Source organism: Solitalea longa (assembly GCF_002920915.1).
GTDB lineage: Bacteria > Bacteroidota > Bacteroidia > Sphingobacteriales > Sphingobacteriaceae > Solitalea > Solitalea longa.
Genome location: NZ_PQVF01000001.1, coordinates 199,794 through 224,458, shown reverse-complemented (window position 1 = coordinate 224,458; position 24,665 = coordinate 199,794). Strand labels below are relative to the sequence as shown.

General features: G+C 38.0%; 23 protein-coding genes and 3 tRNA genes. 9 read left to right on the top strand and 17 right to left on the bottom strand.

Translation table 11 applies throughout. The features are described from left to right. Positions 1 to 27: 27 nt before the first annotated feature. From pseB to C3K47_RS01040, 4 genes are read right to left on the bottom strand one after another with little or no spacing between them, the layout of a single operon-like run. A complete protein-coding gene (gene pseB, locus C3K47_RS01055; RefSeq protein WP_103787218.1) occupies positions 28 to 1,044 on the bottom strand; it encodes a UDP-N-acetylglucosamine 4,6-dehydratase (inverting) in 1,017 nt (338 codons plus the stop codon). Positions 1,045 to 1,061: 17 nt separating this feature from the next. After that, positions 1,062 to 1,946, bottom strand: a complete 885-nt coding sequence (locus C3K47_RS01050; protein WP_103787217.1) for a hypothetical protein — start codon at positions 1,944 to 1,946, stop codon at positions 1,062 to 1,064. Positions 1,947 to 1,973: 27 nt separating this feature from the next. After that, positions 1,974 to 2,711 (bottom strand): DUF5672 family protein, encoded by a 738-nt coding sequence (locus C3K47_RS01045; RefSeq protein WP_133159307.1) that lies wholly within the window; start codon positions 2,709 to 2,711, stop codon positions 1,974 to 1,976. A 43-nt stretch (positions 2,712 to 2,754) separates the two neighbouring features. Next, positions 2,755 to 3,546 carry an FkbM family methyltransferase gene (locus C3K47_RS01040; protein ID WP_103787215.1) on the bottom strand — a complete coding sequence of 264 codons (792 nt, stop codon included), beginning with the start codon at positions 3,544 to 3,546 and terminating at the stop codon, positions 2,755 to 2,757. A gap of 149 nt (positions 3,547 to 3,695) precedes the next feature. Here C3K47_RS01040 and C3K47_RS01035 point away from each other — a divergent pair, with 149 nt between their 5' ends. Further along, positions 3,696 to 4,475: a glycosyltransferase family 2 protein gene (locus C3K47_RS01035; protein WP_103787214.1), complete on the top strand. Its 780-nt coding sequence runs from the start codon at positions 3,696 to 3,698 to the stop codon at positions 4,473 to 4,475. 11 nt (positions 4,476 to 4,486) lie between these two features. On the opposite strand, the gene ppk2 is transcribed toward C3K47_RS01035, so the two are convergent. From ppk2 to C3K47_RS01015, 4 genes are all read right to left on the bottom strand, one after another. Beyond that, positions 4,487 to 5,329, bottom strand: coding sequence for a polyphosphate kinase 2 (gene ppk2 / locus C3K47_RS01030; protein ID WP_103787213.1), 843 nt, complete (start codon positions 5,327 to 5,329; stop codon positions 4,487 to 4,489). Between the two features lie 149 nt (positions 5,330 to 5,478). Continuing rightward, positions 5,479 to 7,968 (bottom strand): YfhO family protein, encoded by a 2,490-nt coding sequence (locus C3K47_RS01025; protein WP_103787212.1) that lies wholly within the window; start codon positions 7,966 to 7,968, stop codon positions 5,479 to 5,481. Between the two features lie 172 nt (positions 7,969 to 8,140). Beyond that, positions 8,141 to 8,689 (bottom strand): exodeoxyribonuclease X C-terminal domain-containing protein, encoded by a 549-nt coding sequence (locus C3K47_RS01020; protein ID WP_103787211.1) that lies wholly within the window; start codon positions 8,687 to 8,689, stop codon positions 8,141 to 8,143. Between the two features lie 23 nt (positions 8,690 to 8,712). Next, the gene (locus C3K47_RS01015; RefSeq protein WP_103787210.1) at positions 8,713 to 9,000 is read right to left on the bottom strand and encodes a DUF4834 family protein; all 288 of its coding nucleotides are present in this window, start codon (positions 8,998 to 9,000) and stop codon (positions 8,713 to 8,715) included. Between the two features lie 288 nt (positions 9,001 to 9,288). Here C3K47_RS01015 and C3K47_RS01010 point away from each other — a divergent pair, with 288 nt between their 5' ends. The 3 genes from C3K47_RS01010 (at position 9,289) to C3K47_RS01000 (ending at position 12,100) form a co-directional block, all read left to right on the top strand. After that, positions 9,289 to 9,999: a murein L,D-transpeptidase catalytic domain family protein gene (locus C3K47_RS01010; RefSeq protein WP_103787209.1), complete on the top strand. Its 711-nt coding sequence runs from the start codon at positions 9,289 to 9,291 to the stop codon at positions 9,997 to 9,999. A gap of 104 nt (positions 10,000 to 10,103) precedes the next feature. Continuing rightward, on the top strand, positions 10,104 to 11,720 hold the full coding sequence (locus C3K47_RS01005) for a L,D-transpeptidase family protein (RefSeq protein ID WP_103787208.1): 1,617 nt from the start codon (positions 10,104 to 10,106) through the stop codon (positions 11,718 to 11,720). 53 nt (positions 11,721 to 11,773) lie between these two features. After that, positions 11,774 to 12,100, top strand: coding sequence for a hypothetical protein (locus tag C3K47_RS01000; protein ID WP_103787207.1), 327 nt, complete (start codon positions 11,774 to 11,776; stop codon positions 12,098 to 12,100). Between the two features lie 89 nt (positions 12,101 to 12,189). Here C3K47_RS01000 and C3K47_RS00995 read toward each other — a convergent pair whose 3' ends face one another. The 3 genes from C3K47_RS00995 to typA form a co-directional block, all read right to left on the bottom strand. Further along, positions 12,190 to 12,717, bottom strand: a complete 528-nt coding sequence (locus C3K47_RS00995; protein ID WP_103787206.1) for a hypothetical protein — start codon at positions 12,715 to 12,717, stop codon at positions 12,190 to 12,192. Between the two features lies 1 nt (position 12,718). Continuing rightward, positions 12,719 to 14,515, bottom strand: coding sequence for a MutS-related protein (locus C3K47_RS00990; RefSeq protein WP_103787205.1), 1,797 nt, complete (start codon positions 14,513 to 14,515; stop codon positions 12,719 to 12,721). Positions 14,516 to 14,689: 174 nt separating this feature from the next. Continuing rightward, positions 14,690 to 16,495 (bottom strand): translational GTPase TypA, encoded by a 1,806-nt coding sequence (gene typA / locus C3K47_RS00985; RefSeq protein ID WP_103787204.1) that lies wholly within the window; start codon positions 16,493 to 16,495, stop codon positions 14,690 to 14,692. Between the two features lie 189 nt (positions 16,496 to 16,684). On the opposite strand from typA, the gene C3K47_RS00980 reads away from it, so the two are divergent. Next, on the top strand, positions 16,685 to 17,239 hold the full coding sequence (locus C3K47_RS00980; RefSeq protein WP_103787203.1) for a dihydrofolate reductase family protein: 555 nt from the start codon (positions 16,685 to 16,687) through the stop codon (positions 17,237 to 17,239). 152 nt (positions 17,240 to 17,391) lie between these two features. Here the strand turns inward: C3K47_RS00980 and C3K47_RS00975 are convergent. The 5 genes from C3K47_RS00975 to C3K47_RS00955 form a co-directional block, all read right to left on the bottom strand. After that, positions 17,392 to 17,465, bottom strand: a tRNA-Asp gene (locus C3K47_RS00975). A 65-nt stretch (positions 17,466 to 17,530) separates the two neighbouring features. Next, positions 17,531 to 17,604 (bottom strand) — tRNA-Asp (locus C3K47_RS00970). Positions 17,605 to 17,668: 64 nt separating this feature from the next. Next, positions 17,669 to 17,742, bottom strand: a tRNA-Asp gene (locus tag C3K47_RS00965). Positions 17,743 to 17,908: 166 nt separating this feature from the next. Continuing rightward, positions 17,909 to 18,238, bottom strand: coding sequence for a DMT family transporter (locus C3K47_RS00960; RefSeq protein ID WP_103787202.1), 330 nt, complete (start codon positions 18,236 to 18,238; stop codon positions 17,909 to 17,911). 68 nt (positions 18,239 to 18,306) lie between these two features. Further along, positions 18,307 to 18,870 (bottom strand): Crp/Fnr family transcriptional regulator, encoded by a 564-nt coding sequence (locus tag C3K47_RS00955; RefSeq protein ID WP_103787201.1) that lies wholly within the window; start codon positions 18,868 to 18,870, stop codon positions 18,307 to 18,309. 147 nt (positions 18,871 to 19,017) lie between these two features. Here C3K47_RS00955 and purD point away from each other — a divergent pair, with 147 nt between their 5' ends. Both purD and C3K47_RS00945 read left to right on the top strand, forming a co-directional pair. Next, entirely contained in the window at positions 19,018 to 20,292 is a 1,275-nt protein-coding gene (purD, locus tag C3K47_RS00950) for a phosphoribosylamine--glycine ligase (protein ID WP_103787200.1), read from the top strand. A 102-nt stretch (positions 20,293 to 20,394) separates the two neighbouring features. Beyond that, positions 20,395 to 20,949 (top strand): DUF308 domain-containing protein, encoded by a 555-nt coding sequence (locus tag C3K47_RS00945; RefSeq protein WP_103787199.1) that lies wholly within the window; start codon positions 20,395 to 20,397, stop codon positions 20,947 to 20,949. A gap of 8 nt (positions 20,950 to 20,957) precedes the next feature. Here C3K47_RS00945 and C3K47_RS00940 read toward each other — a convergent pair whose 3' ends face one another. Then, positions 20,958 to 22,133: a formimidoylglutamase gene (locus C3K47_RS00940; RefSeq protein ID WP_103787198.1), complete on the bottom strand. Its 1,176-nt coding sequence runs from the start codon at positions 22,131 to 22,133 to the stop codon at positions 20,958 to 20,960. 140 nt (positions 22,134 to 22,273) lie between these two features. Here C3K47_RS00940 and C3K47_RS00935 point away from each other — a divergent pair, with 140 nt between their 5' ends. Both C3K47_RS00935 and C3K47_RS00930 read left to right on the top strand, forming a co-directional pair. Then, the gene (locus C3K47_RS00935; RefSeq protein ID WP_103787197.1) at positions 22,274 to 23,239 is read left to right on the top strand and encodes an NAD-dependent epimerase/dehydratase family protein; all 966 of its coding nucleotides are present in this window, start codon (positions 22,274 to 22,276) and stop codon (positions 23,237 to 23,239) included. 101 nt (positions 23,240 to 23,340) lie between these two features. Then, complete coding sequence (locus C3K47_RS00930) at positions 23,341 to 24,633, top strand: HAD-IB family phosphatase (RefSeq protein WP_103787196.1); 1,293 nt, start codon at positions 23,341 to 23,343, stop codon at positions 24,631 to 24,633. Positions 24,634 to 24,665: the final 32 nt, after the last annotated feature.

The window sequence follows — 24,665 nt, the reverse complement described above, 5'->3', positions numbered from 1 at the left end:
TGGTTATCAAATTATTCTTAAAAGCTATTAGGCCTTAAAATCTTTATCAACGTATTGTACAATCAGCTCTCTTATCTGCTCGGCACTGATCCATTCATCATTAGTGCCTGAGTTATATTGAAAGCCCATTGGAACGGCTTTAGCATTAAAATGCTTATCGAATTCCTCCCGACTCCAATTTGGAACCTGAGGAAGGATTGCATAGTATCTGCCTAAATCAACTGTAGTAAATGAATCAGAAGCAGTGATCATTTCTTCGTGAATCTTCTCTCCGGGACGAATACCAACAATTTCTTGCTTACAATTTGGACCTATAGCCTCTGCAACGTCGGTAATACGGTATGATGGGATTTTAGGTACAAAAACTTCACCTCCCCAAGCATGCTCAATGGCATGAAGCACCATATTCACACCTTCTTCCAACGAAATATTGAAGCGGGTCATTTTTTCATCTGTAATAGGCAAGATTCCGGTTTTCTTCTTTTCCATAAAGAAAGGAATTACCGAACCTCTTGAGCCCATTACGTTTCCGTAACGAACTACAGAAAACTTAATGTCGCGTGAGCCTTTAATATTATTTGCTGCTATGAACAACTTATCCGAACACAGTTTGGTGGCACCGTATAAGTTAATTGGAGCAGCTGCCTTATCAGTTGAAAGCGCCACAACATTTTTCACACCGCAAGCTAATGCGGCTTCAATAACATTTTCGGCACCCATTACATTCGTTTTAATACATTCCATCGGATTGTATTCGGCTGCAGGCACCTGCTTTAAGGCTGCCGCATGAATGATGATATCAATTCCTTCACATGCTCTTTTTAAACGCTCCCCATCACGAACATCTCCTATAAAATAACGGATCGACTTATATTTTGAATGTGGAAATGTTTGCGACATTTCAAATTGTTTCAGTTCATCACGTGAATAAATAACTACACGCTTGATATCAGGAAACTTTGTTAAAATGGTTTCAACAAACTTTTTTCCGAATGAGCCCGTCCCTCCGGTTATTAATACTGCTTTATGGTTTAAATCTAACATGCTCAAAAATAAAAACGCTAAGATAGCCTAATTCTTTCAAATGCATCAATATAGCTTTTGGCACTTGCGTTGAAAACCTTAACACCTAATTGCCGTGCATAACGTTCCAAAATTTCATAACTAAGAAATGCCTTTGAAAGCGCAGCAAACTGAAATGACATAGTAGTTTTCTTTTTGCTTTTCACATCTACCAATTTATGGGTAGGCATATGATTAGGATTAGCATCATAAAAATGAAGATCTTTAATCGTAAGATCGTTTTGATCGGTTAATTGCAATTGTTCGTGCCAAGAATGGTCTGCACCGAAAAGATAAATCTCTTTAAATCCCCTGTTTATAGATAAACAAATACTGGCGGCCAAAATATTTTGGCATTGCGGCATTCCTAAATTCTGTTTGAATAGCCAATGAATAATTTTTTCGAACCCACGGGTAACTGTATAATTGAAGTATACAGGATGAAGGAAAGTATTACTTTTAATTAGCTGATTGAGAAAATTCGATTTCCTGGCATGTTGCGGCATGAAGAGATACATATCCCAGTTAACTTCAGCAAATGCTTTCATGGTCTGGCTTACATCCTCCCGATTGTACTCATTTCCATCAAATAAAAAAAAATAGGGATCAAGCAGAGCATAATTCTTAGGAGTCAGCTTGATGAAATATGGAGAATGAGCAAAATTGTTAACACATATTAATTCTGTACACTGAATAAACTCGAGATTATTTTCAAGTGAAAATTGCAGAGAGGGACCATTTCCCAAAATGGAACATCGATCATTTGTTTTTGAAGGTAATTGTACATTGAATCGGGAGCGGATGACAATCTTCAAAATTGAAGAAATGGTATTGATCAGATTTTTTGTAAATAAAGAAAACTGATTAGCTGTTTTTTCTAACATGCTTGCTGCGTGAAATTTAAATGACTTTTATTTAAATGTTAAGACCTCGTTTTTTTTCAATATATCTTCCCAAAAAACCCTATCGTATTTTTCCCAGGCATGACAGCCAAAAGGAATTTGTTGATTATTTAAGTCAAATGCTTTTCGGGGCTGAAGTTCAAATGAAAATTTAAGCGCTGTATTGAAATCCGGGATGCGAAAACCGGGATAAAGGAAATAAGCCACGTTTGACCAAAACACATCCTCTTCTTTCCAAAAAAGAGAAGCAATTGGCCAAAGCCATTTACAGGCTTTATAAAATGTTTTCACTCTCCTTAAGGACAGTCCACCATTACCTACCCTGTTAATTCGCTTTTCAATAAACCCTAAATGGTAATCCTTATACAGTTGAATCCAATGCGCATCAATCCAAGGAGAACCGATATAGGTATAATTCTGATCACACCAATACTGTAATTCATCTTTGAAAACCAAAGCATCACCTTGATAAATCAACATGTAATCATACTCCAAAAATCGACCGTAAAACCCTGCAGATAGCAGCATTTTGCTATATGCTTTGGTATTCTTAAAATAAGATGCCTTAAACCGTTCAATTTTCAGCTCAGGCCAAAAAGTAAGATAAGCCTCAACCGACATTCCTTCCGGAGCGGCCAAAATAACAGTATAGTGTCCTAATATTTTTTTACAAAGATTTAACGACAGTAATTCGTCGTCACTTATACTGGTTTTATAAACAGGGATAACTACGCAGGGTCTATTCACTCGATTCGTTACTTTTTTGCCAGCATTCCTCATTCAGAGCGTTTTAATTTTTGTAACAAAAAATATTAAGCTGGTTATCCATATCGAGCATTGGTTTAATATGGACAAAAGGCTGTGGCGAAGTATAGGCATCCTGAATATGATATCTAAATCCGGCTTTGCTAATAATAGTTAGAATTTCATCCAGATGTTGAGAAGATTTTTCTCTTGAATGGTATTCTACAAATAACTTATCTGCATTTTGAAGCACATCTTTACAGTCAACTAAGACTTCATATTCAGCACCCTCAATGTCAATTTTCAGCAAATCTACCTTTTGATCCTGAAGAAGATCTTTTAAACGAAAGGACTTGATAGGAACAGTGCCATTCCTTTGTTCGCCAATATGCCCAGAGGTGCCTCCATCACTTTCAAAATAAATTGTGGAGTGCTCATTCCAAATTGCTTCCTGGCGTGCATCAACATTCTGGCAACCGAAAGCATCGATATTGTTCTTCATTACCTGATAAATATTGGGATCGGGCTCAAAAGCGATAATCCTTGCCTCAGGATAAATTTTCTTGAAATATAAAATACTTAGACCTACATTCGCTCCGCAGTCAATAATAAATGGATTGGAGCTATGTGCTTTGAATTCGTAAATCTTATCAATAAAAATTTCCTGATAACAGGCAATAAACGAAGCACCATCAGTGACTTCTATAGGTTTTTTTGAAAATTGAATATTGATTTTCTTGTAACGCGGGGCCAGTTTTAGTTTGACTTTCTGATACAATGAAATTTCAGTCCCTTTAATAAGATATTGAATGCCTTTTACTACGTTAATGAGCCGCATTGTTTTTTGTGGCAAAATTATAAAAATTAATTAATTGCTCTGGAATGTGAACAAAACTGAAAAATTCATTTTGATAGCACTATTCTAGTTTCTTCACAATAGTATAAGTAACTAACAACAAGGGTGATATTCTACCCTACTAATTAAGAATGTATACTCAAAACAACATCATTAAGAACCAGTCTCCAGTTTTAAGTGTAATTACTATTGTTTATAACGGCGAGCATTTCATTGAGCGAACTATTAAAAGTGTGATCAATCAAAGCTATGCTAATATCGAATACATTATTGTTGATGGTGCTTCAAAAGATAGCACGCTAAGCATTGTTAAAAATTTCGAGAAGCATATTGCCTTTTGGAGCTCCGAAAGCGACAAAGGTATTTATGATGCGATGAATAAAGGCTTGAAGCAGGCAACTGGCGATTACGTTTTATTTATGAATGCTGGCGATCAGTTTTATGATACTGAGACAGTTGAAAAGGTGTTTGCCTCAAATTCAAACGCTGATATCTACTATGGTGATGCTTTAATTGTTGACGATGAAAACAACGGGCTGGGTCTTCGCCGGTTAAGACCACCCCAGCAATTAAACTGGAAAAGTTTTAGAATGGGAATGCTGGTTTGTCATCAATCATTTATTGTTAGAAGAAGCCTGGCTCCGCTTTATAACCTTAACTATAAAATTGCGGCGGATATTGACTGGTGCATTAGCTGTTTGAAAGCTTCTTCAAAAATTGAAAACACCCAGTTGATCATTTGCAGATATCTCTCTGGAGGAACCTCATGGCAAAACCAAAAAAGAGCATTGAGAGAACGCTTTGATATAATGAAGAAATACTACGGAGTTATCACAGTTATCAGTTCTCATTTAGCCATAACGGCCCGATTCATTGGTCAGAAATTGAAGGGTGAAAAGCGGACCAATTAACCGGCAACCGCTTAATACTGGTCCTTAATGTATCTGAATGGATAATTGGGCTCTTTATAATGACCAGGCTTTTGCCGTTTTGGTAAAACCACCTTGTCTTTATGGATTTCTTTGTAGGGAATCTGGCTTAATAGGTGGCCAATGATATTTAATCGGGCCCGTTTTTTATCGTTCGATATGGCAACATTCCATGGAGAAAAATCAGTATCTGTAGCTTTAAACATTTCATCGCGAGCGCGCGAGTAATCATACCACTTACTATACGAATCAAGATCCATTGAAGAAAGCTTCCAGGTTTTACGACCATCATCAATCCGAGATTCGAGACGGCGCGTTTGTTCTTCTTCACTTACTTCGAGCCAATACTTAATTAAAATAATCCCCGAATCGATAATGGCCCTTTCAACCAGCGGAACAATAGTAAGAAACCTTTCGGCCGTTTCTTCGGTACAAAAACCCATTACACGTTCAACTCCGGCACGGTTATACCAACTCCGATCGAATATTACTACTTCACCGGCGGCAGGTAAATGAGGCAGATATCGCTGGATGTACATCTGACTTTTTTCACGTTCGGTAGGTGCCGTAAGGGCAACCACTCTAAACACCCGAGGACTCACCCGCTCGGTTATTGCCTTTATGGTTCCTCCTTTACCTGCTCCATCGCGACCCTCAAAAACAACACACACTTTTAAACCTTTCAGTTTAACCCATTCCTGCAATTTTACCAGTTCAACATGCAACTTGGCCAATTTCTTATCATAATCTTTGGTTTTCATCTTCTCTGTAGGTAATTCGCTACCATTTAATTTTGGTGTTTCCGAATTTTTGCCTTTTGCCTTTTTAGTCTTCATAGATTTTAACTTATTCTTAATTACTACAGTGGTTCACAAGCTATATAATGTGATAATCACAGAAGAGTGATTAAACTTTACTATAATTTAACAAAAAAGGGCTTGTAATCAATCGATCACAAGCCCTTTTTGTAAAGTTTATTTAAAGACTACGCTTCCACCGCTTCAGAGGTTTCTGTCTTTTTCCGTTTTTTAAATTCAAGGAAACTTATACCAGCAAAACCGGCTACCAGTAAAATTGAACACACTAATGAAACCTTTTCACCGTAATAATAGGATTTAGGCTCAAATTTAAATTCAACCGTATGTTTACCTGCATCCAGTTGCATAGCACGTAACAGGTAATCAGCACGGAAATAATTATGAGGCTGACCATCAACATACGCATTCCAGCCTTTATCGTAATATATTTCTGAGAATACCGCAAGCTGGCTGACAGGTGAATTCGATTCATAAACTAATTTTTCAGGATGATAACTTACCAGCTTAATTGTTGCCGTAGTATCAAAATTCATTTTAGTTATATCGATATTCTTTTTGAACTGCTCATTTATGATCGCTGTCTTTTTAGGATTCACAAAATCTAAGGCCCCTAGTTCCTCATTACCGTTATTAACAAATTTAACACCTGTAACAAACCATGCATTTCCTAAAGCCTGATCATTTGGTACAACCCTTGCCCCTTTGGCGCTGTCAGGCATAATGATATACTTGGTATTAAGCATATTAAATGCCCAAGGATTACCTTTCACCAATTGGCTGTCGATGAAGTTTTGATAACGCATTAATTTAGCGGCATGATAGCCCCCAATGCTTTTATGAAATTTAGAAACAGTAGCATTTGCGAAGGCATTTCCTGCAGTCATGTCGTAAACACGATAGTTAGGATCTGTATCTTGTTGAATCGCTAAATCAACTTCACGTGGCTGGATAGTTTGAGCAAACATGCGTTTCTCGGTAAAGTTATCGTCTTTAAGATAACGCTTATCAACACCCCACATATCAATGATAATAACAAGACCAAGGCCGAGTGCTACAAACTCCAATTTAATTTTATCACTTACATAGGCCCAAATAAGTCCGGCTGTTAGCAACACAAAGATTAGCGAACGTAAAGCATCAACGCGGGCAATCCCCAATCGGTCGGCTTTAACCGCCTGCATCAAGTTGCTCGCCATTGCATCACCCCCCATAGCCGTTAACTGCTGTAATAAAGTAGCATCATTTGGCGATTGGAAAGAAAGGAATAAACCCGGTACGGCAAGGAATAAGACTAAAAACCCTCCTAAACCATAAGTTGTATATTTTAAATTCTTAAGAACTTTCTCTTTGCTGATTTTGCCTTCAAATATTTGATTAAGTACAATAATGGCCAAAAGAGGGATCATTAATCCGGCAATAACCAAAATTGATTCAACCGCCCTGAACTTATTATACATTGGGAAATAATCGAAGAATATATCAGAGAACCATTGAAGATTGCGCCCCCATGAGAGTAGCACACTTAACAGTGTAGCAATAGCAATACCCCATTTCAGAGATCCTCTCACTAAACTTAATCCCAAAATGAACAAGAAAACAACTGCAGCACCGAAATAATAAGGTCCTGAAGTAAATGGCTTATCTCCCCAATATCTTGCAGCACCACCAATTTGAGCGGCAATTTGAGAGGCATCCTGTGCTGGTACACTGTTTTTTACCAGTTCTCCATATACTTTTGATTTTGGAGAAAAAGGAATACCGTTAGCACCTCCGTATGCATCAGGAATAAGGAAGGTAACCGATTCCATTATGCCTTCACTCCATTGATAAGCATATTCCTTATCTAAACCTTTAGTTTCTTTGGCAACGGTTTGAGATTTTACCAGATCTGATTTACCACGGGTAGTTTCCTGGGCATATTCATATGTTACCCATAAAGTACTAGAGTTAACGCCCACCCCAATGATCGCTGCAATTAATAAAGCAGCCGCTGATTTAGAGAAATCAACCAGTTTCTTTTGCTTAATCGCATCAACTAATTCTGCAATCAGGATAACCATGATCGCAATCATTAGGTAATAGGTCATTTGCAAGTGGTTGGAACGGATTTCGAGTGCGAGGAATAAAGCTAATAAAGCGGCGCCCCATAAGCGACGGCCTCTGAAAGCCATTAAAATTGCACCCAAAATTGGAGCGAAGAAAGCAATGGCCAATGCTTTACCGGTATGACCGGCTTCTATCAAAACAAAGTTATAAGATGAAAAAGCAACTGCAACAGCGCCCACAATGGCTACCCAAGGCTTAAAGCGCAGCATTCGGAATAAGAAAAAACCACCTATCAGGTATAACAATACGAAGTTAACCGGATTTGGAAATACCTTATTCCATATATTAATTACATGGGATGCCAGATTGGAAGGATACTGAGTCCAAATCTGAAACGAAGGCATACCTCCAAACATAGCATTGGTCCATAAAGGGCCAATTCCATCCTTTTTATATTGCATAATCTCCTGCTGAGCCGCCGACGCCTGAATCACATCACTTTGCAACAATCGCTTACCCTGCAATATTGGACTGAAATAGATAAAACATATTGCTATAAACAACACGAAAGCCAATATGCTTGGCCAATTCTTCTTAAACCACTGGTTCATTTTTTTTGGTCTTTAGTTTATTTGAAACGGCCAAATATAGAAAAATGTATTTACTGTAAAAGGCCAATACCTCCAAACTAAATTTTGGAGATAAAAATTTTAAGCTGAAACTGTTTGAAAAAGAAAACCGCAAAGGAAAACTCATTTGCGGCCTAAATCACTTATTTAATAGTTAATTCCATTCATCTTCTTTATCGTATTCACCGTCCCAATCTTCAACATCTTCATCGAATTTTTCAAAAGGGAACTCTTCCAAAGAATCATCCTCCTCTTCGAAATCATTGTCGGCTATTTTTTCTGCATTTTTGTCATCCTTGCCATTTGCCATAGTGGGAAACTCGCCGGTAACTTCTGCTGCTAAACTAGCCGCTTCAAGGCTCAAAATATCCTCGGCCTCATCATCCTCTGGCAATCCAAATTCATCTTTCCAAGCTTGCTCATCGAAATAGGCATAGGTCTCTTCATCATCCTCATCCTCTATTCCCATTTCCGTTTTCCATTGATTGTGCTTATCAATCAATGATTGAATCGCCGGTGCTGAAAAATTTATAGCCGGGTTAATCCCTTGCAAATCCTCAATAACCGGTGCTGTGATAAAGAAATCTTGCTCATTTAAGGCACAAGTGTTTAAATATTCGGGGTCAATTTTGGCAATTTCCTGTAGTGTCTTACCCTGGTATTTCCCAAAATTGAACTCAGTTTCGAGATCGTAAAATTTCATATATGAATGCTTAATCGTAAATCCTATTTTACTTCTTCGTAATCAATAAACTCGCCTGCATTATCCAGGTTTGCTTTACGTTTTGTGTTTTGCTGCGGAGCACTATCAACATGCATTTCGCCTTCTGGCTGCCTTTGACTGTAGTATTGCCGTTGTTGCTGCTGCTGTTGACGGTAAAAGTTCTCCGCTTGGCTAGTCATTTTTTGAGCCACCGAACGGAAAATAAACGGCGCCGCCAGTCTTAATAAAGCTCTTAATAACCAAAAGATCAATATTAGCTCAAGTATATATTTTAAAAGAGTTCCTAACATCTCTGCAGAAATTAATTTACAAAAGTAGTATTTATAACGACCTGAAACGTCAACACATTGTAACGTTTATAAATGAAACTAACCAATTACATGTTTTAAGTATGCTATTTTCAGCTTGTTAAAAAACTGTGGAAGAATATCAACAATTATTTTAAAATAAAATTGGTTATAAAACTTTGTTTTTAATTCAGAAACCATTACATTAAATTAACTTTCAAATATTTGTAACCCAGAGGTTTATGATTTCGTAGAAGTCCTTACAATTAAACCAAAACCGGAGAGCTTATAATGAAAAGAATAGTTGGGATTGCGGTATTATTTTGCTTCTCATTAATGGCAGGAAAGATAGACGCAAAAGTACTGTTAAAAAGCAGTAAAGATGATTCGCCTTTAGTAGCCAAGAAAGAAAGCAGTGCCGCCTTGGAACTTGACCATCTGTATATAGCAACAGGACTAAATAACTTCCTTGACAAGGATGTTTTCGAAAAAGCCCTTTTAGGTTTCAGAAAAATTAACCCCAAAAAACAAGTCCTTGCGATTATTGACTTTAGTAAACCTTCAAGTGAGAAACGTTTGTTTGTTATTGATGTAGCAAGTAAACATTTGTTATTTCACACCCTTGTTGCGCACGGTAAAAATTCAGGAGAAGAATATGCCACTCAATTTTCAAACATTGAGGGTTCTTTAAAAAGCAGTTTAGGATTTTATTTAACCGGACAAACCATTATCAGTCCAAAACACGGCTATGCCATGATCTTAAATGGTTTGGAAAAAGGTATTAATAGTAATGCCAAAGAACGCGAAATCATTGTTCATTCAGCCGATTATGTTTCAGAATCATTTATAGCTCGCAATGGCTTTTTGGGTCGTAGTTGGGGTTGCCCTGCTTTACCCAAAGATTTGAATAAACAGATAATTGATGTAATAAAAGATGGAGCGGTATTATTTATTGCCGGAAACAGTCCTACTTACGATCAAAAATCTTCTTTTTTGCAATAGTCGATTAAATCTTATATTGTTCGAATTCCTCCTTTTTGTTAAATTGACAAAACAGGAGGTTTCGTTTTTTCAACCAGAACCTACCTGCAATTTTAAGGTTGGCTATGAAACTTTGGCGGCAGCGGACTTTTTTCACACTTTTCTGTTTTGCTTTGCAGATCGGAACTATTGTTTGTGCATATGGTCAACAGCTCGGTATTAAATCATTCATAAAAATAAATCCCCTAAAACTTGATAGTACCAGCATCAGTGCGTTTATACAAACGGATTCAATATTTAAAACAGCAGATGCTGAAATAATTACCTTTTATCAAAAAAGAAATTACAATTACCAGTGGATAAATGAAAAGGGAATAAATGAATCGGCCAAAAGCCTAAAGAATCTTCTTAAATCTTCTCCATTTGACCTCTCTACTTCAACAAAAGATTGCTTTAAAAAAGTTGAGAACGGCTCGATTGACTCCACATTGATCGAATGGCAGCATTTACAGCTGGAATTGCAGCTAACAGCAGCATTTGTTTATTTTATCAAAAGCAACTATTCTGCCCAATATCAACAGGCGGCCGAATGGTTTATGCCATCAACGCCCCAGACATTCGATTCGGCTCTGTACTCTTTTTACTCGTTGAAAAACAAGTTAGATTCAATAAATAAGTATAAGTTTCCTCGTATTGATCAGCTTGAAAAAGAATTATATTCCTTTTTAAAGCTACAAAAGGACAATAAATGGACACCACTGCCATATCCCAAAAAATCAATCAAGCCGGGCGATAAAGATTCTTTAATAGTTGAAATACGCAACCGCTTATACTTGTTAAAAGATGTGGTCTATACTGATTCTTCGAACATTTTTGATGAGGCATTGAAGCAGGAGGTTATAAATTTTCAAGAAACTACAGGCTTAAAACCCGACGGAATTATTGGCAAAAACTTTATACAATCATTAAACATCTCCCCTCAAAAACGGTTAGTTCAATTACTGGTTAACATACAACGACTAAAATGGCTACCTGAAAACAATTCATCCGACCATATATTAGTTAATATACCTGAGTTTGAAATGCATGTTTACCAAGGTTCTGAGCTGTGCTGGAGCAGTCCCGTGGTGGTAGGAAAACCTTCTTCATCAACTGCACTATTTTCGGGCAACATAAAATACATTGTTTTTAGTCCGTACTGGAACGTCCCTAGATCTATCATTAAAAATGAGATCATTCCCGAGGTAAAGAAAAACCCGGCCTACGTTAATAAAGAGCAACTCGAATTCATGCAAGGTAATAAAGTAGTTTCTCCCGACAGCATTGATTGGAAGCAATACCCGGCGAAACCATTTCCATATACTATCCGGCAAAAACCCGGCAACGCCAACTCCCTCGGTTTGGTTAAATTTTTATTTCCGAATGAATATGATATTTATCTGCACGACACTCCTTCAAAGCGATTATTCCAATCAACCACCAGATCGTTTAGCCATGGCTGTATCAGGATTTCGGAACCGCAAAAGCTAGCCGAATATTTGCTGAGAAATGACCTGGCATGGGATTCTGAAAGGATAATTTTGATGATGACCGGTGGAAAAGAGTTATGGGTTACCCTAAAGCAAAGTGTCCCTGTCTCAATTGTTTACCTTACAGCTTGGGTAGATGATAATGGAACACTAAATTTCAGAGATGATGTTTATGGATTGGATAAAGAAATTAGAAAACTATTAATAAAATAAAGTAACCTTTCGTAAACATTTACAGTTAAAAAGAATAACCCAAACCTTATGTTATGTTACTACTAGGACGCCACCATACCTACGTTGGCTCTATTCCGCTTTCGGAGCACAGTTGCAATAATTGTTGTAATCCGGGACAAATGCAGATGTCATTCTATGCATCCTACGCGCACATTGTTCAAATTCCATTATTCTCTATCGGACAAAAAGCAATAGCACAATGCAAGAATTGTCAGGAGATTTTAGAAGAAAATTATTTTCCACAAGACCTTACAGAAATTCAGCATGAAATAAGTTCGAAGATCACTGTTCCTCCTTTACACTTTATCGGGATTGGAATTATGGTGGTTATTCTCTTGTGTTTTGCACTTTTCTACTAACATGTAAGACAATCCTATTCATGTTTTCGCAGAATAGGATTGCAATTTTTAATTAAAGCAATCCACAGGCTAGGTTCGCATCAATAAACTCAATAGTTCTTCAAAAGATTCATCAGTCTTATTATCGACCCCATTCCTTTATCGGCTATTGGTGAAACACCCAGGCTTATGCGAACTTGATTAATGGTATTAAGATCAGGCTCTGCGGAAGTAAAACCCAAAACATTTAATGCAATTACTGTTTTAAGGGTGATTGCACTGCTGCGGTAAATATGTTCACCAAAACGTGCGGGGTGAATATGAATAAACTGTCTAGTATTGTTTCCCCTCAGCAATACCCAATTGCTACCGTCAGAAAGGGATAGAAGTTTATAACGTTTATTGACAAAAAAGCTTTCATAATTTAATTGACTATAAACTCCGGCTGTTTGCAGAATTTCAATCAGTTGGGCATATATTGAATTTACAGTTAGTTTGCCGGTATATATATCGAAATGAAGATTCCCCAGTTCAAGTAAACTAGTTTGCCAGTTATCGGGTTTTTCAGCAATAAACTCTTTTATAAACCCTAAATGGTGTTTCAGAAGATTGAACCGGATATTGCTCGCATATATCACTTTATTCGTCTATTTCAACGCCAATTTGCTTTAATAACAGCGATGCATTAAAGGTTTTACATTCGCCGGCCTTCAACTTATAATCGAAATGCATGGTTCCATTTCTTACCTCAATATCAAAATAATAGTTACGGATATAAGATGGATATTTCTGAATCAGATGTGCGATCTGGAGATCGTGCGTTGCAACAATCCCAACACCCTTACAAGCTACCAATTTTTCGACCACCGCCTTTGAACCACGGTATTTATCCACCGAATTTGTGCCTCTAAGCATTTCGTCGATTAAAAAGAAGGCGTTTTCTTTTTTCGGGACCAAATCGAGCACCATTTGTAACCGGTTTAGTTCAGCTTTAAATGTTGAGGTGCTTTCATTCAGCGAGTCGCGAATACGCATATAAGTAATTAACTCAACAGGCGAAATATGCATAGCTCTTGCACAAACAGGAGCTCCGCACAAAGCCATTACCGTATTAATACCGATTGTTCGCAGAAAAGTGCTTTTGCCGGCCATATTTGAACCGGTAATAATATCTATTTTACACTCATGATTTAGTGAATAATCATTGTGAATTCTTAAGGCTTTAGGTATCAGTGGATGACCCAATTCTTTTCCCTCCAACAAATATTTTTTCGATTCCTGAACCGTTGGAAACACCCATTCAGGATTATTGACACATAAAGATGTTAAACTGTTTAATGTCTCAAATTTTGCCAAAACATGAAAGGCTTCATCAATATTAGCTTTATTAGATTCTTTCCAATCTTCAACAGCAAAAACCTGTTTTAAATCCCATAGGAAAATAGCATTAAGAACCATGGCGGCATAAACATTCAAACGATAATCGAGCTTTTTAATAAGTTCCGATAATTGCTTAATAGAAGCCGAAATATTGTTGGCTGTTCCGGTAGTTAAGCTATCCGTCAAATGAACACATAATGAGCTTTGCCAGGTTTCATTTTCAATCGCTTTAAAGGCTTCGGCATAAGCGCCCAGCGTTTTCCCAATTTTACCTATCAATGCATCGGTTTTATTAATATAGAGTTGATTGTTAACTATTAAACCTGCATGAATCAAGCTAATTAACAGTAAGAAAATGGAAGTTTTCGGAACCAGTAATGTGCAAATCAGAATAGACAGAAATATAAACGGAGCTGCTTTTACATACAATCTCAATCGTTTATGTTGCTCTATGGGCTGTTTTAAATAGTGATGTAAGTTGGAAACAATATCATTATCAAGCTTTAAATTAAACACCAAGACTGTTTGAAAATGAATTCGCCAGTCCTTTTTTTGTGAAAGTTCTTTTATGGCTTCCTGGCGGATATTGATCACGCTGACCTCAGCCGGAGACTTAAGCCAATGTCCAAGCTCATGAACTCCCAGTTTTGTTGCGCCTCTGTTTAGCAGCTGAAACAAAGAGCTCGGACCAAAAATATCAAGATCAGAAGTGTATTGATGATGATCATCGATAAAATCCTTTCCATCCGAATAAATATTTCCTCGATCCGCAATGGAATCTAGTTCATTTTCCAAAACCATTTTACGAGCTGTGAAATACTCTCTTTGCTTTTCGAATCCTGTTTGTTTAACAACCAACCATCCAAATAAAATAATAATGAAAAGAGCAATAAGAGCGCTTAGCAAGAGGTTATCGAATTTGAATGATAAAAACAATAGTGATAAACCACCAAGAATAACGCCCAAACGAAACAAAGAAAAGCGATTAATTAGTTGTGAAAACCTTTCAATTTCGGTTTTGGAAGTAATTAACTGTTGTTGATAATATTCGGTCATAATTTTAAATCAGCATCGGGTCAAAGGTAGACAATCCAACAAAACACACAGAGGCTATGGCTTCGAATATGAGTACAAAACTTATCTCAATGAAAAGCAAGGATTGTATTCAAAAAAAAGGCCGCCCTATCGAAACGACAGGGCGGCCTTTAAAGTATTGTTACCTGGTAAGAATTATGATTTCTTTTTAGCAGCTACCAGGCGCTCATTTTCTCTCAAAATGATCTTACGTAAACGCATGCTTTGAGGCGTTACCTCAACATACTCGTCAGACTGGATATATTCCATTGCTTCTTCCAATGAGAACTTAGTTGCCGGAGCAATACGGGTTGCATCATCTTTTGAAGTTGTACGGAAGTTGGTTAACTGTTTACCTTCAGTAATGTTTACAGTTAAGTCTGAATCACGACTGTGCTCACCAATGATCATACCCTCGTAAACTTCTTCTCCCGGATCAACGAAGAAAATACCACGATCTTGTAATTTATCGATACGGTAAGCTGTTGAAGAGCCTTTATCCATAGAAACCAATACACCTGCAGAACGTTGAGAGATCTCTCCCTTCCAAGGCTCGTATGATTTGAAACGGTGCGCCATAATTGCCTCACCAGCAGTAGCAGTTAAAACACTGTTACGCAATCCAATGATACCACGTGAAGGGATTTCAAACTCTAAGTGTTGTAAATCACCTTTTGGCTCCATAATTAACAACTCACCTTTACGCATGGTTGCTAATTCAATTACTTTACCGGCAGTTTCAGCAGGCACGTCAACGATTAAGGTTTCAATTGGCTCACATTTAACACCATCAATTTCTTTGATGATTACCTGTGGCTGACCAACTTGTAATTCATAACCTTCGCGACGCATAGTTTCGATCAATACCGATAAGTGAAGAATACCACGACCGAATACTAAATAAGAATCATTTGAAGCAGTAGGCTCAACTTTTAAGGCAAGGTTTTTCTCCATTTCCTTCTCTAAACGCTCAATTAAGTGACGAGAAGTAACGAATTTACCTTCTTTACCAAAGAATGGTGAGTTATTTATAGTGAACAACATGTTCATGGTAGGCTCATCAATGTGCATTACCGGTAATGCTTCAGGATTTTCGAAATCAGCAATAGTATCACCAATATCAAAACCGTCAATACCTACAACTGCACAAATATCACCCGCTTTAACCGACTCAACGCGAATACGGCCTAAACCTTCGAATGTGTAAAGTTCTTTAATACGCGATCTTACCAGTTTGCCATCTTTTTTCATTAAGGTAACTGGCTGATTTTCTGTAACTGTACCACGTGCAATACGACCAATTGCAATACGACCAACGAATTTAGAGAAATCTAAAGAAGTGATTTGCATTTGCAATGTTCCTTCAGAAACAGGAGGAGCAGGAATGTGTTCAATTACTGCATCTAATAAAGGCAGGATATCCTCAGTTTTTTGAGTATAGTCTGTGCTCATCCAACCTTGTTTAGAGGAACCGTAAATAGTCGGAAAGTCTAACTGCTCTTCAGTAGCCTCAAGATTGAAGAATAATTCAAATACTTTTTCATGAACTTCATCAGGACGGCAGTTTTCTTTATCTACCTTATTGATAACCACAATTGGTTTCAAGCCTAACGCAAGAGCTTTTTGGGTTACGAAACGAGTTTGAGGCATAGGACCTTCAAAGGCATCTACTAATAACAACACCCCATCTGCCATTTTCAATACACGCTCAACCTCACCACCAAAGTCGGCGTGACCCGGAGTATCAATGATGTTGATTTTGGTGCCTTTATAATTAACCGAAACGTTTTTAGAAACGATGGTGATACCACGCTCACGCTCCAGGTCGTTATTATCAAGTATTAACTCGCCGGTTTCCTGATTGTCGCGGAAAAGGGAGCAAGTGTGTAAAATCTTGTCAACCAATGTAGTTTTGCCGTGGTCAACGTGTGCGATAATCGCAATGTTTCTAATATTTTGCATTGAAAAGTGCTTTCAAAAATTTGGCGCAAAGGTAGTCAAATAATTTCACCTGTTAAATTTCTACAGTGATATTTATTTGTAACAAAACAAATTAGAAATGAAATCCTTAACAAGTTTGAATGAAAAGTATAGCTTTAATCCTGTTAGATTTGTTCAAAACGACGCTTATTTTAAGAAATCAAAACAACTATGAGAAAGATCATTGGAGCCATCAATATGACAATTGACGGATATTGCGACCATACAGCAGGAATCCCAGATGAAGAAATACATCAACATTACGCTGATCTGTTAAATAACGCAGGTGCAATTTTATACGGAAGAATAACCTATCAGCTTATGCAATTCTGGCAAACGCTGATAAAAAAGCCTTCGGGTGAAAAATCAATGGACGACTTTGCTGTAGCGATAGACAAGACTCCAAAAATTGTTTTTTCATATACGCTGAAAAATACCGAATGGGACAGTGCCCGATTGGCAAATCGACCTATTGAAGAAGAAGTTTTAGAACTCAAGCAACAATCGGGAAAAGACATTTTCGTTGGCAGCCGGAGTTTAATTATACAACTAATGAAATTTAATTTGATTGATGAACTCCAGCTTTGTATTCATCCTGTGGTTGCAGGGAGCGGTTTGCCATTATTTGAAAACATCAACGACAGAACTATTCTTAAACTCATCAATACCAAAACCTTTGGTGGAGGCGCGATAGTACTTTACTATGAACCGACAAAAACTCAATAAACTGCTGTTAATGTATCTCTGGCAAACAGATATAAGTGTTAAATGGAAGATTCGGATGGCTAGCGAAGTTATTGGGATATGCAGTTTTTCTACTATTTATTAGAGGTAATAAGCTCTAAACAAAAAAAGCCTCACGTGTGTGAAGCTTTTTGCGGACCGGACGGGACTCGAACCCGCGACCTCCGCCGTGACAGGGCGGCATTCTAACCAGCTGAACTACCGATCCAAGATTTTTAATTGATGCAGAAACCATTTGTTTCTGCTTTGAAGCGTCTGTTTCCATTTTAGCTGCGGACCGGACGGGACTCGAACCCGCGACCTCCGCCGTGACAGGGCGGCATTCTAACCAGCTGAACTACCGATCCAAGATTTTTAATTGACCAGAAACCATTTGTTTCTGTTTTGAAGCGTCTGCTTCCATTTTAGCTGCGGACCGGACGGGACTCGAACCCGCGACCTCCGCCGTGACAGGGCGGCATTCTAACCAGCTGAACTACCGATCCAATCCCCTTATTTTGGGACTGCAAATATAGAGTCTTTGTTTTAAACTACAAGAAAAAAATCAAAAAAGCAGAGACAGCCTATAATCGATTAAGTTTTTTAACTTAAAGTACATGGTTAACTCCTAAGGATTACAACAATTGATTAATGCTATAGTGCGATGTTAGATTAATGAGCCGACATGGCTTTTAATCCAACAATTGAAGCAATTAAAGTGGTAATGAAAAACAGGCGCCAAAAATCAGCAGGCTCGTTAAAGAAAATGATGCCCATCAATACGGTCCCAACAGCTCCAACACCTGTCCAAACGGCGTAGGCGGTTCCAATAGGCAGTGTTTGTGTAGCTTTCACCAATAAAACCATACTTATGGTCAGGCAAACAAAGAAACCTGCGTACCAGGCAACAGCAGTATTTCCTGTAGATATCTTGGCCTTCCCCAAGCATGAGGCAAATCCTACTTCAAATAAGCCGGCAATAATTAAGATAACCCAATTCATTTGTTTTAATTTTTGAGCTGTAAAGATCTTAACTGTTTATTTCAATTCTTTTTACAAATGATAAAAAATCATTTTAATTCGGCTCTGATCCGACTTAAAGTCACCTGGGTTACACCTAAATAAGAGGCAATGTAACCTAACTGAACCCTTTGTATTAATTCAGGGCATTGCTCAATCAACTCTTTATATCGTTCTGCAGCAGTTTTAAACTGTCGCGATATTAATCGTTCTTCTGTTTTCACCAGTTCAAATTCCGCAAGCTTTCGTCCCCAGTTGGCAATAAATAGATCTTCATTAAAAAGCGTCTGCAAGTCGGTCATTTTTAGCTGATAAACTGAGGAGTCCTCCAAAAGCTCAATGCTTTCATATCCAGGTTTATTATGAATATAGCTATTGTAAGATAAAACCACATCGCCTTCCTTCCCAAACCAAAAGGTAACCTCGCTTTGGGCCGAATAGCAAAAAGCTCGGGCTATTCCCTTTTCAATGAAATAAATATGCGATTCAATCTTTCCCGCATTAAACAACAGGGTTCCTTTACGTAAGTTAACTTTAGATAGTTTCCTAGTAAGTTTTTCTAAGGAAATAGCCGGAAGGGTATTTATCTGATTTAAAATGAATTCGATCTCCAATTACTAATCAATAAAATATTAAAAACAGTGATTTCAATTGATAGCTAAACCCCAAAATCAAATTCCTATCTTTGCCAGCTGTTTTTAGGCTTTTGTGCCAAACATTAGCCAAGTTATCGATATCAAAAAGGGATCTTCTTTATAAATATGAATATTTTACTTCTTGGATCAGGCGGCCGTGAACACGCTTTTGCCTGGAAAATTTCTCAAAGTAAACACTGCAGCCGATTGTACATTGCGCCGGGAAATGCAGGAACTGCCTCATGCGGACAAAATGTTAACATTAAAGCTACCGACTTTGAAGGTATAAAAAAATTTGTACTTGATAATGCTATAGAGCTCGTTGTTGTTGGTCCGGAGGACCCATTGGTTAAAGGAGTTCACGACTTCTTTTTAGCCGATGATCAACTGAAAATGGTTCCGGTTATTGGACCGCAAAAATTAGGAGCAACACTTGAGGGAAGTAAAGATTTCTCGAAACAGTTTATGAAACGCCACAATATTCCAACAGCAGCTTATGCAAGCTTTACAGCTGCACAATTGGAAGAAGGCTTAAAATACCTGGAAACTCAGTCATTACCAATTGTTTTAAAGGCAGACGGATTAGCAGCAGGAAAAGGTGTTTTAATTTGTGAAACCTTGGAAGATGCTAAAAATGAGTTGACCGCCATGCTGGCTGATGCAAAGTTTGGCGCAGCAAGTAGCACAGTGGTTATCGAGCAGTTTTTAAAAGGTATCGAACTTTCGGTTTTTGTTCTTACAGATGGAAAGAGTTATAAATTACTTCCATCGGCAAAAGACTATAAACGTATTGGCGAGGGTGATGCAGGCTTAAACACCGGAGGAATGGGCTCAATCTCTCCTGTTCCTTTTGCAAATGAAGAGTTTATTAAAAAAGTGGAAGAACGCATTGTTATTCCAACTGTTGAAGGATTGAAGAAAGATAATATTCCATACAAAGGTTTCATTTTTATTGGGCTGATGAACGATGGCGGTGAGCCTTATGTAATTGAATACAATGTTCGCATGGGCGATCCGGAGACAGAAAGCGTTTTACCACGAATTAAATCGGATTTGGTAGAGCTTTTCTTAGGCGTTGCACATGAAAATCTATCAGAAAAAACATTTGAAGTAGACGAACGAACGGCAACGACCATTATGCTGGTTTCGGGCGGCTATCCGGGCGATTATGAAAAAGGTAAAGAAATAAGTGGGTTTGAAGGTATCGAAAACAGCTTTGTTTTTCACGCGGGTACAGAGCTAAAAGATGGAAAAGTAGTAACTGCCGGTGGTCGTGTAATTGCTGTTACCACATTAGGACAAGATATTCCTTCGGCATTGGCCATTTCGAATACGAATGCACAAGCAATTAAATTTGAAGGCAAATACTTCCGCCGGGATATTGGTTTTGATTTACAATAATTATTTTGACAGAAATATTGTTAAGCCCGCAGTTCAAACTGCGGGCTTTTTTTATGCCTGTATAAAGAAAATGATTAAATTAAAGGTTATAAAACCTTTAATATGAAATTGCTCTCATGGATTCTCGCATCAGCCCTTTTAGGATTATCATCATGTTCCTCAGAACTTAAATTTGTTAAGGCTCAACCTAAAGAACAACATTCTAATATACATCAGGACGTACTAGCTATAGAAAAACCAGATGATTCGACACGGTTAAAAGAAGGAGAAGTTGCTGAAAGCACACTAATTTATGCTGAACAATCTTCAGAAAACACCTATCAAACAAAGCCGGATAAAAAGAAGGAATCACCCGATATCAATTCAAGCAATCAATCATTAACTCAAATTTTAGCAAAGTATCCCAAAGCTTATGATAAGGTTGTTTATAAGATGAAAGCTAAGCAAACTGCTATGGCAGTGCCCCCGCCCTCTAAGTCTCAAAAAACAAAAACTTACATAGGTGCCATTTTAATGGGACTTGGAGTTGTAGGTCTTTTTTTAGGGATTTTTGCCAGCCCCATAGCATGGTGGGCAATTATAGTAAGTGCTATCGTCATTTTATTTGGAGCAGCTCTTCTTGTCTCCGGATCAATGTCGGGCTGGAATAGAGATTAAAAGAAAAACTATATAAGCTTCTGGAACGTCCTCCACCAACGATCCGGCATTTCACCATTACTAGCCATCTGATAGTCGCTATAACTGCAGGGAACCAGGTAAAAACGTTCGTTTTTAGTATTGTTCGGGAAAGGCACCTGCATCCACCAGCGTCCGGTCTTCGGGCTTTTGTAAAACACCACCTCATGACTCGAACTACTTAAAAATGCACGGTATTTGGTCATTTCATCCGTCGGATTAAATGGATAATCCTGCTTGCGATTATAATAGCCTTCTATAAAACACCAGATCATTTGCGCTACCAGATGAGCTGTTTGGCCGTACTGATCAAACTTGGGGTTCAACTCATAAAAGCCAATTGATAAGAGTTTATCGCTCATGCCCGCATATCGGCACATTTGGCAAGCCTCCTCACCGTAAAAGCCATTAGGAGAAACATTGCCGTTTCCTGGAGCATCACTCTGACGTATGGCAGAAACATCGAAACTGATTAGATTGGCATTGCGGATAATTGGTTCGGCATTTTGAATATTTTGATTGATCTCGCCTAAACGATGTGTATCAAAATACATCTTATCCATTAACGACAAACTATCCTGGCTTATAAAATAGGTTTGGTAACCAATATTACTGTAATTGAATAAGTTATTAGGATCGTGCAGGATAATGCTGTTCAGATAAGATTTTGACGAGTTCTCATGTTGCTCAGAAGTGGCATCCAAATCAAACTGATTATCAATAACCACTAAGTCAACGCGCTGTTCAAGTCCTTCATAAGCCAGATACTGGGCAAAGGTCAGGTCCTGCCCCCCACCTAAAACGATGGGAACAATATTCTGCTTCATCAGCTCTTCGCAAACAATGCGAACCGCTACATAAGTATCGCGAACAGTATCACCTGGTTTAATATTGCCTAAATCGGCAATGTTGGTGGTAAAATTGCCTTCGGTAAGTTTATACAAAAATGAGCGCACTCTATCGGGTGCCTGTGCGCTCCCGCTATTGTTAACTGCCAATCGATCCTCCTCTACGCCAATCAAGGCCATATTCAAACCATCCAATTCCGGAAACTCCCCTTCATTTGAATAAATTTTGAAAAGAGTACCAAGGTTAAATGCTTCATAACCATTGCCAGGAATGATAGAATCAATATTAACGGGAGAAAGAAAGTCGGACAGGGTCATTTAGTACTATGGTTTTTGCAGCAACAAAGTAACAAAGGAATTTGGAAAAAGGAAATGAGAATATTTAATTGACAATGTTTAAACACACATATTTCTAATTATCACCTTGTTCTCTTACTTTCGCAGTCTAACACAAATTTATGATTCTAATCACCGGCGCAACAGGCTTTGTAGGCTCACAGCTTGCACTCGATTTAACACAGCAAGGGAAACAGGTTCGGGCTATTAAGCGTCCCTCGGCTAAGGTTCCTGAAAAACTAAAAGTGGCTTCAATAGAGTGGGTTGATGGTGATGTGCTTGATTATTTTTCGTTGGAAGACGCTATGGAAGGTATCAGCCAGGTTTATCATTGTGCAGCTAAGGTAGCGCTTAATCCGAAGTACAAAGCTCAAATGTATAAAACCAATATAGAGGGCACTGCCAATGTGGTGAATGCTTGTTTGGCTAAAGGTGTACAAAAGCTTATGCATGTTAGTTCAATTGCGGCAGTGGGGTTTACCAAACCGGGTGAACTAATTACCGAAGAACATAAATTTGAATATGGTCCCACCAATTCGGCGTATGCAATTAGTAAATACGAAAGCGAAAATGAAGTATGGCGGGGTGTTGCGGAGGGTTTGAACGCACTAGTTGTTAATCCCAGTATAATAATCGGTATGGATGATTGGGAACGTGGCAGCGGTCGGATTTTCGGAATGGTGAATAAAGGAAATAAATTTTATTCGGATGGGGGCTGTGGATACGTGGATGTAAGGGATGTGAGCGCTTGCATGATCAAGCTGATGGAATCGGACCTCAAAAATCAACGATACATTATTAACGCCGACAATCTAAGTTTCATGGCCCTTTTTTCATTAATTGCTAAACAACTCAACAAACCCGAACCTACAGTTAATATTAAAAAGTGGCAGCTTGCAATTGGTTGGCGAGCGGCAAAGATCATATCACTATTCACACGGAAAGAGCCCGCACTAACAAAAGATACAGCCATATCCGCTCCTGTTACTCAATTTTACTCCAACAACAAAATCGTTAAAGCGATCAACTTCCAGTTTACCCCCATTAGCCAAAGTGTTGCCGACATTGTACAACGTAATAAAAGTTAGCAGTTTTTGTGTTGGATATTGTAAAATATGCTAAGGTTCTTTTAAAAATTCGAAATGAATATGGATTTTTACAAATCCATTAACATAATACGCGATTTATTTTGAAGAACCGATACATCATTGATTTCGATAGCACCTTTACCCAGGTTGAAGCGCTGGATGAATTAGTAAAAATTTCGCTTAAGGGCCATCCTGATAAAGATAAAGTCCTCAAACAAATTGAAGATTATACCAATGCAGCCATGGACGGGCGGATGTCGTTTACCGACAGCTTACGCGAACGGGTAAAGTTATTGGGAGCTACTGAAGAGCATTTGCATAAGTTGGTAAAAGTTCTAAAAAAGAAAGTTTCTTCTTCATTTTCACGCAACAAGAAATTCTTTGAAAAACACGCCGATGAGGTTTTTATCGTTTCGGGTGGGTTTAAAGAATTCATCACACCGGTTGTAAGCGATTATAAGATCCTTGCGGAAAATATATACGCCAACACATTTGAATTTGATGCAAAAGGCACTATTGTTGGCTACGATACCACTAATCCGCTTTCGCAAGAAGGAGGTAAGGTTAAACTCTTAAAGCAATTAAAGTGGGAAGGTAATTTATATGGTATTGGCGATGGGTATTCAGATTTCCAGCTAAAAGAATCGGGGCTTATTAAAAAATTCTTTGCCTATACCGAGAATATTTCACGCTCGAGTGTTGTTAAAAACGCCGACCATGTGCTTCCTAGCTTCGATGAGTTTCTGTATGTGAATAACCTTCCAATGGCTATTTCCTATCCTAAAAACCGGATTTTATGCTTATGTATTGGCGACATCACTGAGGAAGCGATTGCTATCTTGAAAAAGGATGGATTCTCAATCAGGCATAAAGCTTCTTTTGAAGAGAAATATGTAGGTGATGTTGGAATGATGCTTTTAGGCAAGGGAGAAACCATTAAGTTTGAAAAATTAAAACGTGCAACTACGCTCAAAACCATTGGTTATTTGGGCAATGCTAAAGATAAACTCGATCTGGAACTGTGTACAAAAATGGGTATCGCTGTTTTTGACGACCGGAAAGATAATGTGAACAACGGCTTGTTTATTCCTAAGCGTATGGCCGATTTCATAAATTCAGGAGCCAGCTATTTGAGTTGTAATTTCCCAAATATCCAGTTAACGCAACAGAAAAAAGCACACCGTCTGATCCACATTCACCACAACGTTCCCGGTATAATGGCGCAAATTAATAGCGTTATGGCCGACCATGGAATTAATATTTTAGCCCAATATTTAAAAACCAATGAACAGATAGGCTACGTTATTTCCGACGTAAACACCGAATATGACAAAAAGGTAATTAAGGCCTTAAAGAAAATCGAACATACCATTAAGTTTAGATTGCTGTATTAAGATGAATTGATAAAAGGTTTTATTGTTATCTT

Coding starts and splice junctions, on each gene's coding strand:
- pseB (WP_103787218.1), bottom strand. CDS start 1,044: ATGTTAGATTTAAACCATAAAGCAGTATTAATAACCGGAGGGACGGGC.
- C3K47_RS01050 (WP_103787217.1), bottom strand. CDS start 1,946: ATGTTAGAAAAAACAGCTAATCAGTTTTCTTTATTTACAAAAAATCTG.
- C3K47_RS01040 (WP_103787215.1), bottom strand. CDS start 3,546: ATGCGGCTCATTAACGTAGTAAAAGGCATTCAATATCTTATTAAAGGG.
- C3K47_RS01035 (WP_103787214.1), top strand. CDS start 3,696: ATGTATACTCAAAACAACATCATTAAGAACCAGTCTCCAGTTTTAAGT.
- ppk2 (WP_103787213.1), bottom strand. CDS start 5,329: ATGAAGACTAAAAAGGCAAAAGGCAAAAATTCGGAAACACCAAAATTA.
- C3K47_RS01025 (WP_103787212.1), bottom strand. CDS start 7,968: ATGAACCAGTGGTTTAAGAAGAATTGGCCAAGCATATTGGCTTTCGTG.
- C3K47_RS01020 (WP_103787211.1), bottom strand. CDS start 8,689: ATGAAATTTTACGATCTCGAAACTGAGTTCAATTTTGGGAAATACCAG.
- C3K47_RS01015 (WP_103787210.1), bottom strand. CDS start 9,000: ATGTTAGGAACTCTTTTAAAATATATACTTGAGCTAATATTGATCTTT.
- C3K47_RS01010 (WP_103787209.1), top strand. CDS start 9,289: ATGAAAAGAATAGTTGGGATTGCGGTATTATTTTGCTTCTCATTAATG.
- C3K47_RS01005 (WP_103787208.1), top strand. CDS start 10,104: ATGAAACTTTGGCGGCAGCGGACTTTTTTCACACTTTTCTGTTTTGCT.
- C3K47_RS01000 (WP_103787207.1), top strand. CDS start 11,774: ATGTTACTACTAGGACGCCACCATACCTACGTTGGCTCTATTCCGCTT.
- C3K47_RS00990 (WP_103787205.1), bottom strand. CDS start 14,515: ATGACCGAATATTATCAACAACAGTTAATTACTTCCAAAACCGAAATT.
- typA (WP_103787204.1), bottom strand. CDS start 16,495: ATGCAAAATATTAGAAACATTGCGATTATCGCACACGTTGACCACGGC.
- C3K47_RS00980 (WP_103787203.1), top strand. CDS start 16,685: ATGAGAAAGATCATTGGAGCCATCAATATGACAATTGACGGATATTGC.
- C3K47_RS00960 (WP_103787202.1), bottom strand. CDS start 18,238: ATGAATTGGGTTATCTTAATTATTGCCGGCTTATTTGAAGTAGGATTT.
- purD (WP_103787200.1), top strand. CDS start 19,018: ATGAATATTTTACTTCTTGGATCAGGCGGCCGTGAACACGCTTTTGCC.
- C3K47_RS00945 (WP_103787199.1), top strand. CDS start 20,395: ATGAAATTGCTCTCATGGATTCTCGCATCAGCCCTTTTAGGATTATCA.
- C3K47_RS00940 (WP_103787198.1), bottom strand. CDS start 22,133: ATGACCCTGTCCGACTTTCTTTCTCCCGTTAATATTGATTCTATCATT.
- C3K47_RS00935 (WP_103787197.1), top strand. CDS start 22,274: ATGATTCTAATCACCGGCGCAACAGGCTTTGTAGGCTCACAGCTTGCA.